The organism is Ramlibacter sp. P4_H7 (genome assembly GCF_056400765.1).
In genome coordinates, this window is record NZ_JBFUKP010000002.1 from 301,489 (window position 1) to 316,445 (window position 14,957).

General features: G+C 68.3%; 16 protein-coding genes. 9 read left to right on the top strand and 7 right to left on the bottom strand.

Translation table 11 applies throughout. The features are described from left to right. Positions 1-20: 20 nt before the first annotated feature. Positions 21-629 carry a glutathione transferase GstA gene (gstA, locus tag AC1DSA_RS04640; RefSeq protein ID WP_477886523.1) on the bottom strand — a complete coding sequence of 203 codons (609 nt, stop codon included), beginning with the start codon at positions 627-629 and terminating at the stop codon, positions 21-23. 117 nt (positions 630-746) lie between these two features. On the opposite strand from gstA, the gene AC1DSA_RS04645 reads away from it, so the two are divergent. After that, positions 747-2,018: an AsmA family protein gene (locus AC1DSA_RS04645; protein ID WP_477886525.1), complete on the top strand. Its 1,272-nt coding sequence runs from the start codon at positions 747-749 to the stop codon at positions 2,016-2,018. A gap of 116 nt (positions 2,019-2,134) precedes the next feature. Beyond that, the gene (locus tag AC1DSA_RS04650; protein ID WP_477886527.1) at positions 2,135-2,989 is read left to right on the top strand and encodes a transglutaminase-like domain-containing protein; all 855 of its coding nucleotides are present in this window, start codon (positions 2,135-2,137) and stop codon (positions 2,987-2,989) included. 166 nt (positions 2,990-3,155) lie between these two features. Here the strand turns inward: AC1DSA_RS04650 and AC1DSA_RS04655 are convergent, their stop codons facing one another. Continuing rightward, positions 3,156-3,911, bottom strand: a complete 756-nt coding sequence (locus AC1DSA_RS04655; RefSeq protein WP_477886529.1) for a class II aldolase/adducin family protein — start codon at positions 3,909-3,911, stop codon at positions 3,156-3,158. Positions 3,912-4,009: 98 nt separating this feature from the next. Here AC1DSA_RS04655 and AC1DSA_RS04660 point away from each other — a divergent pair, with 98 nt between their 5' ends. After that, a complete protein-coding gene (locus AC1DSA_RS04660; RefSeq protein ID WP_477886530.1) occupies positions 4,010-4,732 on the top strand; it encodes a Crp/Fnr family transcriptional regulator in 723 nt (240 codons plus the stop codon). Positions 4,733-4,851: 119 nt separating this feature from the next. Here AC1DSA_RS04660 and AC1DSA_RS04665 read toward each other — a convergent pair whose 3' ends face one another. After that, positions 4,852-5,124, bottom strand: coding sequence for a YkgJ family cysteine cluster protein (locus AC1DSA_RS04665; RefSeq protein ID WP_477886532.1), 273 nt, complete (start codon positions 5,122-5,124; stop codon positions 4,852-4,854). Between the two features lie 10 nt (positions 5,125-5,134). After that, entirely contained in the window at positions 5,135-5,722 is a 588-nt protein-coding gene (locus AC1DSA_RS04670) for an NADPH-dependent FMN reductase (RefSeq protein ID WP_477886533.1), read from the bottom strand. A 109-nt stretch (positions 5,723-5,831) separates the two neighbouring features. On the opposite strand from AC1DSA_RS04670, the gene mnmG reads away from it, so the two are divergent. From mnmG to AC1DSA_RS04700, 6 genes are all read left to right on the top strand, one after another. Further along, positions 5,832-7,784 (top strand): tRNA uridine-5-carboxymethylaminomethyl(34) synthesis enzyme MnmG, encoded by a 1,953-nt coding sequence (gene mnmG, locus AC1DSA_RS04675; RefSeq protein ID WP_477886535.1) that lies wholly within the window; start codon positions 5,832-5,834, stop codon positions 7,782-7,784. Continuing rightward, positions 7,781-8,470 carry a 16S rRNA (guanine(527)-N(7))-methyltransferase RsmG gene (rsmG, locus tag AC1DSA_RS04680; RefSeq protein WP_477886537.1) on the top strand — a complete coding sequence of 230 codons (690 nt, stop codon included), beginning with the start codon at positions 7,781-7,783 and terminating at the stop codon, positions 8,468-8,470. Before mnmG ends, rsmG begins: the two co-directional genes overlap by 4 nt. Positions 8,471-8,498: 28 nt before the next feature. Beyond that, positions 8,499-9,113: a LysE family transporter gene (locus AC1DSA_RS04685; protein WP_477886539.1), complete on the top strand. Its 615-nt coding sequence runs from the start codon at positions 8,499-8,501 to the stop codon at positions 9,111-9,113. Between the two features lie 6 nt (positions 9,114-9,119). Beyond that, positions 9,120-9,938 (top strand): ParA family protein, encoded by an 819-nt coding sequence (locus AC1DSA_RS04690; protein ID WP_477886541.1) that lies wholly within the window; start codon positions 9,120-9,122, stop codon positions 9,936-9,938. A gap of 25 nt (positions 9,939-9,963) precedes the next feature. Then, positions 9,964-10,503 (top strand): RBBP9/YdeN family alpha/beta hydrolase, encoded by a 540-nt coding sequence (locus AC1DSA_RS04695; protein WP_477886543.1) that lies wholly within the window; start codon positions 9,964-9,966, stop codon positions 10,501-10,503. A gap of 95 nt (positions 10,504-10,598) precedes the next feature. Further along, a complete protein-coding gene (locus tag AC1DSA_RS04700; protein WP_477886544.1) occupies positions 10,599-11,597 on the top strand; it encodes a ParB/RepB/Spo0J family partition protein in 999 nt (332 codons plus the stop codon). Positions 11,598-11,799: 202 nt separating this feature from the next. Here AC1DSA_RS04700 and AC1DSA_RS04705 read toward each other — a convergent pair whose 3' ends face one another. Genes AC1DSA_RS04705 through AC1DSA_RS04715 form a run of 3 tightly spaced genes read right to left on the bottom strand, consistent with a single transcriptional unit; the run spans position 11,800 to position 14,869 of the window. Beyond that, entirely contained in the window at positions 11,800-13,170 is a 1,371-nt protein-coding gene (locus AC1DSA_RS04705) for an MmgE/PrpD family protein (RefSeq protein WP_477886547.1), read from the bottom strand. 5 nt (positions 13,171-13,175) lie between these two features. Next, positions 13,176-14,147 carry a Bug family tripartite tricarboxylate transporter substrate binding protein gene (locus AC1DSA_RS04710; RefSeq protein ID WP_477886549.1) on the bottom strand — a complete coding sequence of 324 codons (972 nt, stop codon included), beginning with the start codon at positions 14,145-14,147 and terminating at the stop codon, positions 13,176-13,178. Then, the gene (locus AC1DSA_RS04715) at positions 14,147-14,869 is read right to left on the bottom strand and encodes an FCD domain-containing protein (protein WP_477886551.1); all 723 of its coding nucleotides are present in this window, start codon (positions 14,867-14,869) and stop codon (positions 14,147-14,149) included. Before AC1DSA_RS04715 ends, AC1DSA_RS04710 begins: the two co-directional genes overlap by 1 nt. Between the last annotated feature and the right edge of the window lie 88 nt (positions 14,870-14,957).

The following is a 14,957-nucleotide window of genomic DNA, read 5'->3' on the forward strand; positions in this document are numbered from 1 at the left end:
GTGGGCGTTCTTGCGGCGGCTTACTTCGCCAGGCCTTCGAGCTTCAGCGCTTCCTGCACCGCCGGCCGCGCATCCACGCGCGCGTGGTGCGCCATCAGGTGGGGCCAGGCCGAGAGGTCGATGGCCATCGGCTTGGCCCAGCGCGTGACGGTGTACAGGTAGGCATCGGCCACCGTGAAGTGGTCGCCCATCAGGTAGTCCTTGCCCGCCAGTTCGCCGTTGACGAAGTTCAAGCGGTTGGCGATCCGGTCGCGGTAGATCTTCTTGGCTTCTTCCGGCATGGCCGGCTGGAACAGCGGGGAGAAACTCTTGTGGATCTCGGTGCCGATGAAGGTGAGCCACTCCTGCAGGCGATAGCGCGGCAGGGTGCCGCTGGCGGGCGCCAGGTTCTTCTGCGGCGCCTGGTCGGCGAGGTACTGCACGATGGCCGGCCCTTCGCGCAGGCGCGTGCCGTCGTCGAGTTCCAGCATCGGAACGTAACCGAGCGGATTGATGCTGTAGTAGTCGGTGCCATCGGGAAGCTTGTGCGTCTTGGTGGGCGCCATCACCGGCTCGAAGGCGAGCCCGGCCTCGCGCAGCACGATGTGCGGGGAGAGCGAGCAGGCGCCCGGGGAGTAATACAACTTCATTTTGTTTCCTTGATGGTGTTGCGCTGTGGGAACGTGATCTGCAGAAATCGATGCTAGCCAATGCGGGCGACCTCTGCTCGCTTGGGGCTGCTGTCGTGGCTGGTCAACAATGGATTCATGGCAAAGCTTTTGAAGTGGCTGGTGTTCGGCCTGGTGGGAATCGCGCTGCTGCTGGTCGGCGTGGCGCTGGCCCTGCAGTACTGGTTGCGCACCGATGACTTTCGTTCGCGGGTGGAGAAGGAGGCGGCGGCTGCACTGGGCGTGCCGCTGAAGCTGGGCCGCCTTTCGGTGGACCTGTGGCCGCTGCCGGCCGTGGCGGTGGACGACGTGGTGGTGCAGACGCGCCCCGCACTCACCGTCGCGCGCGTGGAAGCGCGACCGGTGTGGACGGCGCTCGTGGCGGGCCGCCTGGAAATCAGCACGCTGATCGTGCGCAAGGCCGTGCTGCCGCAGACCGGTATCTCCGCACTGACGGCAGCGATGCAGCGACGCGAGAAGGCCGCCGGCAAGGCCGCGCCGGTTGCGGCCGGCAACGACGCGCCGATGATCCTGCCGCGCCGCGCCGTGTTCGAGGAGATCAGCTGGATCGACGAGAAAGGGCAGCGCATCACCGTCAACGTGGAGGCGCAATTCGGCGAGGACCGCCTGCTGGACAAGGCGGACGCGAAGGTGGTGCAGGGGCGCCTGGCGGGCACGCATGCGACCATCCACCGCGAGCCGACCCACTGGCCGCTGCGCGTGGACATCGGCGGCGGCCGCATCACCGGCAAGCTGCAGCTGCAGGCGGGCCGCAACGGGACACAGGTGCTCAGCGGCCAGCTGACCACCGAAAACGTGGAAGTGTCGGCGATCACCGCGCCCAGCAAGCCGCTCACCGGCAAGCTGCAGGCGCAGACGACGCTGCGCTCGGAATTCCGCGAGCCGGGGCAGGTCGCCGACACCATGACGACGCAGACGCGCTTCACCGTGCGCGACGCCGTGGTGATGGGCATCGACCTGCAGAAGGCGGTGCAGACCGTGGGCCTGAGCCGCGGCGGCGTGACCCATCTCGACACGCTGGCGGGACAGGTCGCGACGCAGGGCAAGGCCGTGCACCTGACGAACCTGGTGGCGACCTCGGGTGCGCTGGCGGCGCAGGGCAACGTGTCGATGGCGGCCAACCAGGCCTTGAGCGGCCGCATCAGCGTCGACCTCGCGACCACCAAGGGTGCGGTGGGCGTGCCGCTGACGGTGGGCGGAACGGTGGACGATCCCAGCGTGATGCCCAGTCGCGGTGCGCTGCTGGGAGCGGCGGTGGGCACGCTGATCGCCCCGGGCGCCGGCACGGCCGCGGGAGCGACCGCGGGCGACAAGCTGGGCGAAAGCCTGCGCGGCCTGTTCGGCAAATAGCCTCTGCCGTGGGACGCACGCGTCCTACATGCGCCGGCGGCGGCGGACGATTCGTCCCGGCTGGGCTGCCACCTAGCATGGGGGCTTCAACGCCACAGCACAGCACGGAGCACCGTATGCACCTGTCGACGGTCGAAACGGTCCTCGAATACCAGGTCCAGTCGCCGACCCATTTCTGCTTCAACATCGAAGCGGCACACTGGCCGACGCAGGACATCCTGAGCGAGAAGCTCGCCATCTCCTCCGGCGTCACGCCGCACAGCTACACCGACCCGCGCAGCGGCAACCGCTTCATCCGCTTCGACGCGCAGCCCGGTCCGCTGCTGGTGAACTACAAGGCGGAGGTCGAGGTGCACACCGCGCCGCCCGACGACAGCCTGCACGAGACGCCGGTGGGCCAGGTGCCCGACGACATCTTTCCCTACCTGCTGGCGACGCGCTACTGCGAGTCCGACGTGCTGTGCAGCGAAGGCATCCGCCTGTTCGGCAACATTCCGTCCGGCTTCGGGCGCGTGCGCGCGATCGAGGAGTGGATCCGCACGAACATCCTGTACAAGCCGGGCAGCACCGACTCCAACAGCACCGCGCAGCAGGTGTTCGAGCAGCGCGCCGGGGTCTGCCGCGATTTCGCGCACCTGGGCATCACCTTCTGCCGCGCGCTGAACATCCCGGCGCGCATCGTGGTGGGCTATGTCTGGTTCGACGAGCCGCCGCAGGACTTCCATGCGCTGTTCGAGGCGTGGCTGGACGGGCACTGGGTGCTGTTCGACCCGACGGGCATGGCGCCGGTGGACCGCGTGGTGCGCATCGGCACCGGCCGCGACGCCAAGGACGTGGCCTTCGCCACCATGTTTGGCCAGCTGCAGCTGACGCGCAAGGAAGTGATGGTGCTGGAGCACGACCCGCGCCCGCCGCACGCGGTGGCGCCGACGCCGGCGCCTGCGTTGGCGCGCGAAGCCGAAGTGTCGTAGTGCGGTGCGGGGTGGGGCGGCAACTTGGCAGTCCAGGGAGCGCTGGGGTTCGGCTTCGCGCTCACCCCAGCCTACGAACTCCGCGACATGCTTCCCGTAGGCTGGGGTGACGCCAGGAACCCCAGCGATGCGCCACAGCGCCGCTGCTGCCGCGCTCTTGCGAACTCTAGGACTTGTACGAAGGATCCGTCTTGTCCAGCCGGCGCAGCAGCGCGGGCCAGGCGATGTTGGCGCCCTGGCCGGAGGTGACGGTCTTGAGCACCTGGGCCATGCCTTGCATGATCTGCGGATTCACGAACAGCAGTTCGCCGCCGCCCTGAGCATCGATCTGGATGCGGCAGGTGTTCTCGAACGTGTACATCGAGAGGAAGGCGTCGGCGATCGTCGGCCCCACCGTGAGCAGCCCGTGGTTGCGCAGCATCAGGAAGTTCTTGGTGCCCAGGTCCCGCTGCAGCCGCGGTCGCTCGTCGTCGCGCAGCGCCACGCCTTCGTAGTCGTGGTACGCGAGCGAGGCCAGCACGAAGGTGCTTTGCTGCGAGATCGGCAGCACGCCCGCCTTCTGCGCGCTCACCGCGACGCCCGCGCGGCTGTGTGTGTGCAGCACGCAGCCCGCGTCCTCGCGGACCTGGTGGATGCAGCTGTGGATGGTGAAGCCAGCGGGGTTCACGGGGAAGGGCGAGTCGATCACCTTGTTGCACGACTGGTCCACCTTGACCAGCGAGGACGCCGTGATCTCGTCGAACATCAGCCCGTAGGGGTTGATCAGGAAGTGGTGCTCGGGGCCGGGGATGCGCGCGCTGATGTGCGTGAACACCAGGTCGCTCCAGCCGTAGAGCGCCACCAGCCGGTAGGCGGCGGCGAGGTCCACGCGCAGCTGCCACTCCTCGGCGCTGACGACTTCGCGCAGGGATGCGATGTTCATGGGGCTTGCTCCTAGGGTCCTGGGGTGCGGGCCATTCTTCGCCCGCGCTTGACCCCTCACTGTCAAAATTTGGACAATCCCGGGAAACACCCTCTGGAATGTCCCCGCCCGTGTCGCCCCTTTCCACCGCCGAGTCTCTACAGCGGATGAACGTGAATCCGTGGTTCGCGGCGCTGCCGCTGGCGGACCGCCGCGAGATGTTGGCGGCGTGCGAACGCATGCGGCTGGCGCCGGGCGAGATGCTGTTTCGCCAGGGCGATGCGGTGAGCGCCGACAGCGGCGGCTTCTACGGCGTGCTGGCCGGTGCGATCAAGGCGTCCAGCCTGCGGGAAGACGGCAAGGAGGCGATCCTGGTGGTGCTGGAGACGGGCAACTGGTTTGGCGAGATCTCGCTGCTGGACCGTCAGCCCCGGACGCACGACGCGACGGCGCTGGCCGACAGCGAGTTGCTGGCCTTGCCCGGTCGTGCATTCGATCGGCTGATGAAGCGACCCGCCTTCGCTCAGGCGCTGTGCCGCATGCTGGCGGCGCGCGTGCGGTCGCTCTACGGCATGGTGGAAGACGCCACCTTGCGCTCCACCCGCGCCCGGGTCGCGCGCCGGCTGCTGCTGCTGGCGCGCGGCGACGCGACCCAGGCCCGCGAGCTGCGGCCGCACGTGCCGGTGTCGCAGGAGGCGCTCGCCATGATGCTGGGCGTATCGCGGCAGACGCTCAGCAAGGAGTTGCAGGGGTTGGTGCGGGAGGGCGCGATCCACCTGGGCTATGGACGGATCGAGATCGCCTCGGCGGCGCGGCTGGAGGAGCTCGGGGTGGACCGGTGAACCGGTTTGGCGGCGCGCTGGGGTTTGCCTGCGGGCTCACCCCGGCCTACGGGTACTGAAAGCGAACCCGCGCAGGGAGTTCGTAGGCTGGTGGTGAGCCCGCAGGCGAACCCCAGCGATCACGCGCAACCTCGAAGATTCGGCGCGGTGTCCCCTTCCAGCTTCCGCAACCAAGCCATCGCCTGCTCGCTCGATGCTCCGCACATCTCCCTGGAAGGCTGCAGCCCCGCGCAAAAGGCAGGGCGCTCCGGTCGCCCGAAGATCCGGCAGCGGTTTTCTTCATCGAGCTGGACACACCGGACCCCGGCCGGCTTGCCCTTGGGCATCCCAGGGATCGGGCTGGTGATCGAAGGTGCGATGCAGCAGGCGCCGCAGCCGGTTCGGCATTCCATGCTCTTCTTTCTATAGCGCGTCGGCGTGCAGCCGGCCCGCGGCCCAGAGCACCTGGTCGATCACGGACTGCACCCGCTTGCGGGCGCTGTCTTCCTTCAGGCGCGCCTGCTCGTCGAAGGCGTCTGCGGCACGGCTCAGCGCGTAAGTCTGCGGCGCGACCCAGCAGTGCAGGTTCAACAGCAGCGGGATCAGGTGGCTTTGCGAACGCAGGCCGCCGAGCGCACCCGGTGAGGCGCTCAGCACGCCGACCACCTTGCCGCGGCTGAAGCGGAAGTCGTCGTTCCAGACCGGGTCGCCCTTGACCGGACTGGACAGCCAGTCGAGGGTGTTCTTCACCAGGGCAGGGTAGCTGGCGTTGTATTCCGGGGTGCAGACCAGCCAGGCCGGATGTTCGTAGAACAGCTGCTTGAGCTTCATGACATCGGCGGGCGTGCCTCTTGCCTCGAGGTCGGCGTTGTACATGGGGACGTCGTAGTCGCCCAGCTCCAGGTGGGTGACCTCGGCGCCCGCCGCCCGGGTCATCGCCGCGACCTCGCGCGCCAGCTTGCGGTTGTGGGAGGCGATGCGGGTGCTGCCGGCGAAGACGAGGACTTTCATGGGCGCATTGCATCACAGCCGGCACGGATGCGGCCCCGCCCGTAAAATCATCCCCTCCCAGACACCCGGCCACCGCAGTGGCCCCCCGCGCCCGGTTCGGCGCCACCCCATGCTTTATCCAGAAGAATTCGACGTCATCGTCGTTGGCGGCGGCCACGCCGGCACCGAAGCAGCCCTCGCCGCCGCGCGCATGGGCTGCAGGACCCTGCTGCTCACCCACAACATCGAGACGCTGGGGCAGATGTCCTGCAATCCCTCGATTGGCGGAATCGGCAAGGGCCACCTGGTCAAGGAAGTGGATGCCCTGGGCGGCGCGATGGCGATCGCGACCGACGAGGCCGGGATCCAGTTCCGCATCCTCAACTCCAGCAAGGGGCCGGCGGTCCGCGCCACCCGAGCCCAGGCCGACCGCATCCTGTACAAGGCCGCGATCCGCCGGCGGCTGGAGAACCAGCCCAACCTCACGCTGTTCCAGCAGGCCGTGGACGACCTGATGGTCGAGGGCGACCGGGTGGTGGGCGCCGTGACGCAGATCGGCATCCGCTTTCGCGCCCGCACCGTCGTGCTGACGGCGGGCACTTTCCTGGACGGGAAGATCCACGTCGGGCTGCAGAACTACGCGGCCGGCCGGGCAGGGGACCCGCCGGCGGTATCGCTGTCGGCCCGGCTCAAGGAACTCAAGCTGCCCCAAGGCCGGCTGAAGACGGGCACGCCGCCGCGCATCGACGGCCGCACCATCGACTTCACGAAGTGCGAGGAACAGCCGGGCGACCTGGATCCAGTGCCGGTGTTCAGCTTCATGGGCAACGCGGCCATGCATCCGCGGCAGGTGCCGTGCTGGATCACGCACACCAACGAGCGCACCCACGAGATCATCCGGTCCGGCTTCGATCGCAGCCCGATGTTCACGGGGAAGATCGAGGGCGTCGGGCCCCGCTACTGTCCGAGCGTCGAGGACAAGATCAACCGTTTCAAGGACAAGGACAGCCACCAGGTCTTCCTGGAGCCGGAAGGCCTGACCACCAACGAGTTCTATCCCAACGGGATTTCGACCAGCCTGCCTTTCGACATCCAGCTGGGGCTGGTGCGGACGCTGCCCGGCCTGGAGCACGCCCACATCCTGCGGCCCGGCTATGCGATCGAGTACGACTACTTCGATCCGCGCGGACTGAAGAGCAGCTTCGAGACCCGGGCGATCGGCGGCCTGTTCTTCGCCGGCCAGATCAACGGGACCACCGGCTACGAGGAGGCCGCGGCGCAGGGACTGTTCGCCGGGATCAATGCCGCCCTGCAGGTGAAGGGGAAAGCCGCCTGGCTGCCGTCGCGTGATCAAGCGTACCTGGGGGTGCTGGTGGATGACCTCATCAGCAAGGGCGTGACCGAGCCCTACCGCATGTTCACCAGCCGGGCCGAGTACCGGTTGCAACTGCGCGAGGACAACGCCGACCTGCGCCTGACCGAAGCCGGGCGGCGGTTGGGGCTGGTGGGCGACGCCCAGTGGGAGGCCTTCAGCCGCAAACGCGATGCTGTTTCACGTGAAACAGAGCGCTTGAAATCGACCTGGGTGAATCCGCGCATCGTGTCCGCCGCCGAGGCCCAGCGGGTCCTCGGAACCGGCATGGACCATGAATACAACCTGGGCGATTTGCTGCGGCGGCCCGACGTCGGCTACGAGACGCTCATGTCGCTGGAAGGCGGCAAGTGGGCTGGCGCCGATGTTTCACGTGAAACGCTGGGCGAGCTGTTCGCGCCGGTGGTGGAGCAGATCGAGATCGCCGCGAAGTACTCCGGCTACATCGAGCGCCAGAAGGACGAAGTGGAGCGGGCCGCGTACTACGAAAACCTGAAACTGCCGGCCGAGCTGGACTACATGCAGGTCCCCGCGCTGAGCATCGAGGTCCGCCAGAAGCTCAACAAGCACCGGCCGGAAACGCTGGGCCTGGCTTCGCGGATCTCGGGCGTGACGCCGGCGGCGATTTCCCTGCTGCTGGTCCACCTCAAGAAGAACAAGTTCAAGGGCTTCGTGGAAGCGGCGAACCAGTCGAGCGAGGCGGCCGCATGAGCCAGGCGACGGAGCGGGCAGGGCGGCTGGGTGCGGCCACGGATGGGCTCGGCCTGCAGCTGAGCGACGCCCAGTACGAGCAGCTGCTGGAGTACCTGGAGCTCATCGCCAAGTGGAACAAGGTCTACAACCTGACCGCGGTGCGCGATCCGGAAGAGATGCTGGTCCAGCACCTGTTCGACAGCCTCGCGGCGGTCGGGCCGTTGCGTCGGCACACGGGCGGACGGCCGATCCGCCTTCTGGATGTCGGGTCCGGCGCCGGACTCCCGGGCGTGGTCATCGCCATCTGCTGCCCGGAGGTCCAGGTCGAATGCGTGGACACGGTGGGCAAGAAGGCGGCCTTCATCCAGCAGGCCGCGGCCCAGCTCGGGTTGCCCAACCTGCGCGGCGTCCATGACCGGGTGGAAAACCTCCACGGTCCCTACGACGTGATCTGCTCGCGGGCCTTTGCCTCGCTGCAGGATTTCGTCTCCTGGTCTGGCGCAGCCTTGGCGGAGCAGGGCGTCTGGCTGGCCATGAAGGGCAAGCACCCCGATGCCGAGATGGCCGAGCTGCCGCCGGCAACTGAAGTGTTCCACGTGGAACAGCTGAGCGTCCCCGAGCTCGCGGCTGAGCGCTGCATCGTCTGGATGCGCAAGCGCCACGGTGAGGAAATGGGCACAGGTTCCCCGAGGGCCGGGCGGTAAACTCGGCCTTCATTTCGAGGGGCCCACAGTGTTTGGCGTTGCAGATTACGGCGCATTCGTCGCCGCCATCCTGGTGTTCCTGGCCATCCCCGGCCCGGGCAACCTGGCGCTGATCACCTCGACGGGCAAGGGCGGCATCCGGGGCGGACTGGGCGCCACGCTGGGCATCATCGCCGGTGACCAGGTGCTCATGTGGGCGGCGGTCGCGGGGGTCGCCACCCTGCTGGTCACCTATCCCGCCGCCTTCTCGGCCGTCCAGTGGCTGGGCGCCGCCTACCTGGCGTGGCTGGGCCTGAAGATGCTGTTCGCCAAGCCCGGCAGCAAGCCCATCCTGCACATCGAGCCGCGCCACTACTTCCGGCAGGCGGCCGTCATCACCTTGCTCAACCCCAAGGCGATCGTCTTCTACATGGCCTTCTTCCCGCTGTTCGTCGACCCGGCGCAGCACCGCGGCATGCTCACCTTCGGCGTGATGGCGGCGACCATCGCGGTCCTCACCTTCGGCTACGGGCTGGGCGCCGTGCTCCTCACGCATTTCCTGGCGGAGCGCATGCGCGCCAATCCGCTGATCGGCCGGGTGCTGGAAAAGCTCGCCGGGATGTTCCTCATCGGCTTCGGCGTCAAGCTCGCGGTCAGCAAGTAAGGGCACATGGCAAAGATTTTCTGCGTCGCCAACCAGAAGGGCGGCGTCGGCAAGACGACCACGACGGTCAACCTGGCGGCCGGCCTGGCAAAGGTGGGGCAGCGGGTGCTGATGGTGGACCTGGACCCGCAGGGCAACGCCACCATGGGTTCGGGCGTGGACAAGCGCAAGCTGCAACACACGGTGTACGACGTGCTGCTGGAGGCCGCCACCATCGCCGAGTCCCGCGTGCAGAGCGACCGGCTGAAGGAAGCCGGTTGCAGCTACGACATCCTCGGCTCCAACCGCGACCTCGCGGGTGCCGAAGTGGAGCTGGTGGACGTGGACCGCCGCGAGCGCCGCCTGAAGCAGGCGCTGGCCGCGATCGAAGCGGACTACGACTTCATCCTGATCGACTGCCCGCCGGCACTGTCGCTGCTGACGCTCAACGGCCTGTGCGCGGCGCACGGGGTGATCGTTCCCATGCAGTGCGAGTACTTCGCGCTCGAGGGACTGTCGGACCTGGTCAACACCATCAAGCAGGTGCACGCGAACCTGAACAAGGACCTGGAGATCATCGGCCTGCTGCGCGTGATGTTCGATCCGCGCATCACGCTGCAGCAGCAGGTGAGCGACCAGCTCAAGGCGCACTTCGGCGACAAGGTGTTCAACACCGTGATCCCGCGCAACGTGCGCCTGGCCGAAGCCCCCAGCTACGGCCTGCCGGGCGTGGCCTTCGATGCAGCCGCGCGGGGCAGCCAGGCCTTCGTCGAATTCGCCCGGGAGATGGTGGAACGCCTCGCCACCATGAAGCCATCGGCCGCCGCGGAACGGCGCGTGGCCTGATCACATCGCTCTCGTTTTCGTAGCAATGAAACCGCTGAACGTGTTGATCCTGCCCGGCTGGGAGGGCAGTGGGACTAAGCACTGGCAAACGCTATGGGAGCAACGACATGGCTACCGGCGCGTGGAGCAGCATGACTGGCTGCGGCCGCTGCGTGGCGACTGGGTCGCGCGCCTGGAGGACATGGTGCTGTCCTGCGACGAGCCCGCGGTGCTGGTGGCGCACAGCCTGGGGTGCATCCTCACCGCCGCGTGGGCCGCGCACTCGCGCAACACGCAGCGGGTGAAGGCCGCGTTGCTGGTGGCGCCGGGCGACGTCGAGCGGCCGCAGGTGCGCGAGCAACTGCCCTCGTGGTCGCCGATCGAATTGCAGGCGCTGCCCTTTCCCGCCGTGCTGCTCGCCAGCCACAACGATCCCTATTGCGCCTTCGAGCGCGCGCACCTGTTCGCGCACGCGTGGAACGCGCAATTCATGGACTACGGCGACTGCGGCCACATCAATGCCGACTCCGGCCTGGCGAGCTGGCCGGAAGGCCACGTCCTGCTGCAGGACCTGATGAAAGACTGAACGAGAATGAAAATGCATCCCCACCACGCGGCGTGCTGCGTGCCGCCTCCCGAGAAGTGCTCCGCCTGCGCGCGACGTCTGGCCGGAGGCGGGACATGGTGACGAAGAAACCCAAGGGCCTGGGCCGCGGGCTCGAAGCGCTGCTCGGTCCCAAGGTGGACGAGAGCGCCGCGCAGAGCGGCGAGGGCGCGGGGCCCAACCCGGGCCTGCCGGCCTCGCTGATGCTGGGGGACATGGTGCCCGGCGTGTACCAGCCGCGCACGCGCATGGACGAGGGCGCGCTCTACGAGCTGGCCGAGTCGATCAAGGCGCAGGGCATCATGCAGCCGATCCTGGTTCGTCGCCTGAGCGACGAACAAGCACGGCTGCACCGCCAACAGGAATCGCAGGGGCCCTCCGCTGCGGCGGCGCCCTCCGACCCGGCCGCGGCGATACGGCCGGTGTACGAGATCATCGCCGGCGAGCGCCGCTTCCGGGCGGCGCGCCTTGCCGGCCTGGACAGCGTGCCGGTGCTGGTGCGCGACGTGCCCGACGAATCCGCCGCGGCAATGGCGCTGATCGAGAACATCCAGCGCGAGGACCTCAACCCGCTGGAAGAGGCCCAGGGCCTGCAGCGCCTGATCAAGGACTTCGGCCTCACGCACGAACAGGCGGCGCAGGCGGTGGGCCGCTCGCGCAGCGCCGCGTCCAACCTGCTGCGCCTGCTGAACCTGGCCGAGCCGGTGCAGACCATGCTGATGGCGGGCGACATCGACATGGGCCACGCGCGCGCGCTGCTCGCGCTCGAGCGCGCGGCGCAGATCACCGCCGCCAACCAGATCGCGCAGAAGAAGCTCTCGGTGCGCGAGGCGGAATCGCTCGTGAAGCGGATCGGCGCCGAGTTCAACCTCACCTCGCCCAAGCCGCAGAAGGAGAAGTCACGCGACCTGCGCCGCGTCGAGGAGGAACTGTCGGATCTGCTGACGGCGGAAGTGGAAGTGCGCGTGAAGAAGCGCGTGAAGCGCCATGGCCGCGTCGAGGAGATGGGCGAGGTGTCGATCCAGTTCGGCTCGCTGGACGAGTTGAACGGGCTGATCGACCGGCTGCGCGGATAACGGTTCTTGCTCCTTCTCCCTCTGGGGGAAGGCTGGGATGGGGGCTCTCTTCGCGCGCGCATGGCGTTGGAGGCCGCAGTGCCCCCACCCCGACCCTCCCCCGGGAGGGGAGGGAGGGACAGCCGATCGCGCCCGCACGCAGCGGCGCGCGAGTCCCGTAGGCTGGGGTGAGCGCGCAGCCGAACCCCAGCGATCCGGCAGCCTAAGGCCGCGCCAGCGCCGCCAGCGCGCGCACGTCCTTCGCGCTCCCCAGCCCCCAGCAAGCCTCGATCAACTGCTTCGTCTTCGCGGCACCGAGCACCGGCAGCGACAGCTGCGAGAACTTGGTTTCCAGCATCGCGTCGGTCATCGGCTTTTGCAGCGAGCCGATCGCGTGTTCCACGAACACGTGCACCTTGCGGCCGTCCGCGAGCACCGCGGTGACGTCGGCGCTGGCTTCATCGATGCTGTTGTCCACCGTCGCCACCACCTTGCGGCGCAGCGCCACCATGTCGGGCCGGTTGACGATGTCGTCGTGGTACTCGTCCTCGCCGGCGCGGCCGAAGATCAGGCCCGCGGCGCAGCCGTGGTACACGCTGAACTTGCCCTGCAGGCCGTCCGCGGGTTCCTTCTTGCCGGTGAGCTCCAGCACCAGCGAGTGCACGCGCAGCTCGATCCGCTCCACGTCCTCGGCGCGCACGCCTTGCTCTCGCAACTGCACGCAGGCGTCGATGCTCGGGTGGATCACGATGCCGCAGGCGAAGGGCTTGTAGCTGTTGAACGAGATCTCGAAGCGCTCGCCCAGTTCATCAGTCGCTTCGTTCCAGGCGGTCTTGGTCGACACGACCTGCGCCCAGCCGCGCGGCGCTTCCAGCGCGCGCGGACTCGCCGTGAAGCCCTTGGCGGCGAGCAGCGTCGACATCAGGCCGGCACGGGCAGCGGCGCCCGGATGGAACGGCTTGGTCATCGTCCCGAACTGCTCGCGCAGGCCGATCGGCTGCGAGGCCGCGATGCCCAGCGCCATCTGCGTCTGCTGTGCGTCCAGCTTCAGCAGGCGCGCGCAGCCGGCGGCGGCGCCCAGCATGCCGGTGGTGCCGGTGATGTGCCAGCCGCGGTCGTAGTGCTCGGGATAGACCAGGTTGCCGAGTCGGCAGGCCACGTCGATGCCCAGCACCAGCGCGTCGATCACCTCGCGCCCGCTCATGCCCTGGTGCTCGGCCAGTGCGAGCAGGGCGGAGGCGACCGGGCCCGCGGGATGGATGATGGTCTTGAGGTGGGTGTCGTCGAAGTCGAAGGTGTGCGAGGTGATGCCGTTGACCAGCGCGGCGCTCGCCATGTCGACGCGCTCGCTGCGGCCGGCCACGGTGGCCTGCGGCGCGGGCTGCAGTTCGGCGACGGCGGCCAGCGCGGCATCGGCGGCTTCGTGCTTCGCCGCGCCGACGGCGCAGCCCAGCCAGTTCAGGAAGGTGCGGTGCGCCTCGTGGTCCACCGCGTCGCTCCAGCCGCGCGAAGCGTGCTTAGCGACGTACTCGGCCAGGATCTTCGTGATCGGCGGGGCATCGTGGTCGGCCGGGACCTGGGTGTTGCGGGCCATGGTTCTTATCCTTCGATCTGCAGGTTCTGCGCCTTGACCAGCGCGGTCCAGCGGGCGACGTCCGCCTGGATGTACTTCCCGAACGCCTCGGGGCTCATGGCTTGCGGCTCGATCGCTTCGGCGGAGAGCTTCTCGCGCAGGTCGGCGGCAGAAAGCACCTGGGCCAGCGAGATGTTGAGGCGGCTCACCACTTCGCGCGGCATGTTGGCGGGACCGACGACACCGTACCACTGCATGGCGTCGAAATTCTTCAGGCCCAGCTCTTCCAGCGTCGGGATTTCTTTCAGCTGTTCGGCGCGGTGTCGGCCGGTCACGCCCAGCGGGCGCAGGCGGCCCGAGCGGATGTGCGGCAGCGCCGCGGCGAGGCCGGGGAACATGGCCTGCGTCTGGCCGCCGATCACGTCGGTGATGGCGGGCGCGATGCCGCGGTAGGGAATGTGGACCATGGGCACGTGCAGCTGCAGCTTGAGCAGTTCCATGGTCAGGTGGGTCAGCGACCCCGGGCCGGCGGAGCCGTAGCTCACCTTGCCCTTGTTCGCGTTCAGCCAGGCGACGAACTCCTTGAAGTTCTTCACCGGCAGGTTGGCGTCGACCACCAGCACGTTGGGCGTGGCGCCGATCATTCCGATCGGAGTGAAGTCCTTCACCGGGTCGTAGGGCAGCTTGCGGGTGGCCGGACTGGTGCCGTGGGTCGCCACGTAGCCCTGCATCAGCGTGTAGCCGTCCGGAGCCGCGCGCGTGGTGGCCTGGCAGGCGACCACGCCGCCGCCGCCGCTCTGGTTGTCGACGATGAACGTGCCGTTCAGGGCGCGGGCCCAGCGCTCTGTCACCGTCCGGCCGACCATGTCGCTGCCGCCGCCGGGAGCGACCGGCACGATGTAGCGGACCGGCTTGTCGGGAAATCCCTGGGCACGGACGGAGGACCAGGGGGCCAGCGCCAGGGCGGGCGCGGCAGTCAGGAGGGCGCGTCGTTTCACTACTTCAAATCTCCTTGTTGTGAATCCTTGGTGACCAGGCGCTGGTGGGCACGTTGGACGTGGTCGGCCAGCAGCAGCTCGCAATGGCGCGCATCGCCGGCGCGCAGGGCGGCCGCGATCTCGCGGTGGTCGGCGACCGAGGCCTGCATGCCGAGGCCGTGCGACAGGTTGGTCAGGCGCGACAGGTGCAGCTTCTGGGTCAGGTTGCGATAGGTCTCGGTGAGCGCGCCGTTGCCGGTGGCTTCCACCATCAACCAATGAAAGCGAAGGTTTTCGCTGTAGTAGGCGCTTACATCAACGGTCTGGGAGGCGACTTCCATGCGCGCCACGGAGGCGTCCAGTGCATTGGCCAGGGCGGTGCGCGCAGGCTCCGGAAGAGACGCGGCGCGGCGGCCCGCGAAGCCGTCGAGCAGGGCGCGCAGCTCGTACAGCGAGCGCACTTCCTCGGCGCCCAGCTTGCGGACGAACACGCCGGCGTGCTTGCGGGCCTCCACCAAGCCGGAGCTTTCCAGCTCGCGCAAGGCCTCCCGCACGGGCACCCGGGAGACGCCCAGCCGGCCGGCGATGTCGGGCTCGTTGATCCGCTCGCCCGGCTTGATCTCGCCGCGCAGGATCATCCCCAGCACGTCGTCGCGAACCAGCTTGCCGAGCGAGGTCGCACGCACCGCGGCGGCCAGCGTGTGGTCCGGTTCCGACGCAGACGATGACTTCCAAGGGAGCATATCCGAAATATTGTATACGATTACCTCTGGAGACGGCTTTGCCTTCCATGGCCGACCTAGGATGGCCCCCTGTGCTCGACCGGAGAGA

Bases quoted from the DNA above. Each gene is read 5' to 3' on its own strand.
- rsmG (WP_477886537.1), top strand. From the start codon at position 7,781: ATGAGCCAGGCGACGGAGCGGGCAGGGCGGCTGGGTGCGGCCACGGAT.
- AC1DSA_RS04665 (WP_477886532.1), bottom strand. From the start codon at position 5,124: ATGGAATGCCGAACCGGCTGCGGCGCCTGCTGCATCGCACCTTCGATC.
- AC1DSA_RS04695 (WP_477886543.1), top strand. From the start codon at position 9,964: ATGAAACCGCTGAACGTGTTGATCCTGCCCGGCTGGGAGGGCAGTGGG.
- AC1DSA_RS04650 (WP_477886527.1), top strand. From the start codon at position 2,135: ATGCACCTGTCGACGGTCGAAACGGTCCTCGAATACCAGGTCCAGTCG.
- gstA (WP_477886523.1), bottom strand. From the start codon at position 629: ATGAAGTTGTATTACTCCCCGGGCGCCTGCTCGCTCTCCCCGCACATC.
- AC1DSA_RS04660 (WP_477886530.1), top strand. From the start codon at position 4,010: ATGTCCCCGCCCGTGTCGCCCCTTTCCACCGCCGAGTCTCTACAGCGG.
- AC1DSA_RS04700 (WP_477886544.1), top strand. From the start codon at position 10,599: ATGGTGACGAAGAAACCCAAGGGCCTGGGCCGCGGGCTCGAAGCGCTG.
- AC1DSA_RS04705 (WP_477886547.1), bottom strand. From the start codon at position 13,170: ATGGCCCGCAACACCCAGGTCCCGGCCGACCACGATGCCCCGCCGATC.
- AC1DSA_RS04655 (WP_477886529.1), bottom strand. From the start codon at position 3,911: ATGAACATCGCATCCCTGCGCGAAGTCGTCAGCGCCGAGGAGTGGCAG.
- AC1DSA_RS04690 (WP_477886541.1), top strand. From the start codon at position 9,120: ATGGCAAAGATTTTCTGCGTCGCCAACCAGAAGGGCGGCGTCGGCAAG.
- mnmG (WP_477886535.1), top strand. From the start codon at position 5,832: ATGCTTTATCCAGAAGAATTCGACGTCATCGTCGTTGGCGGCGGCCAC.
- AC1DSA_RS04645 (WP_477886525.1), top strand. From the start codon at position 747: ATGGCAAAGCTTTTGAAGTGGCTGGTGTTCGGCCTGGTGGGAATCGCG.
- AC1DSA_RS04715 (WP_477886551.1), bottom strand. From the start codon at position 14,869: ATGCTCCCTTGGAAGTCATCGTCTGCGTCGGAACCGGACCACACGCTG.
- AC1DSA_RS04670 (WP_477886533.1), bottom strand. From the start codon at position 5,722: ATGAAAGTCCTCGTCTTCGCCGGCAGCACCCGCATCGCCTCCCACAAC.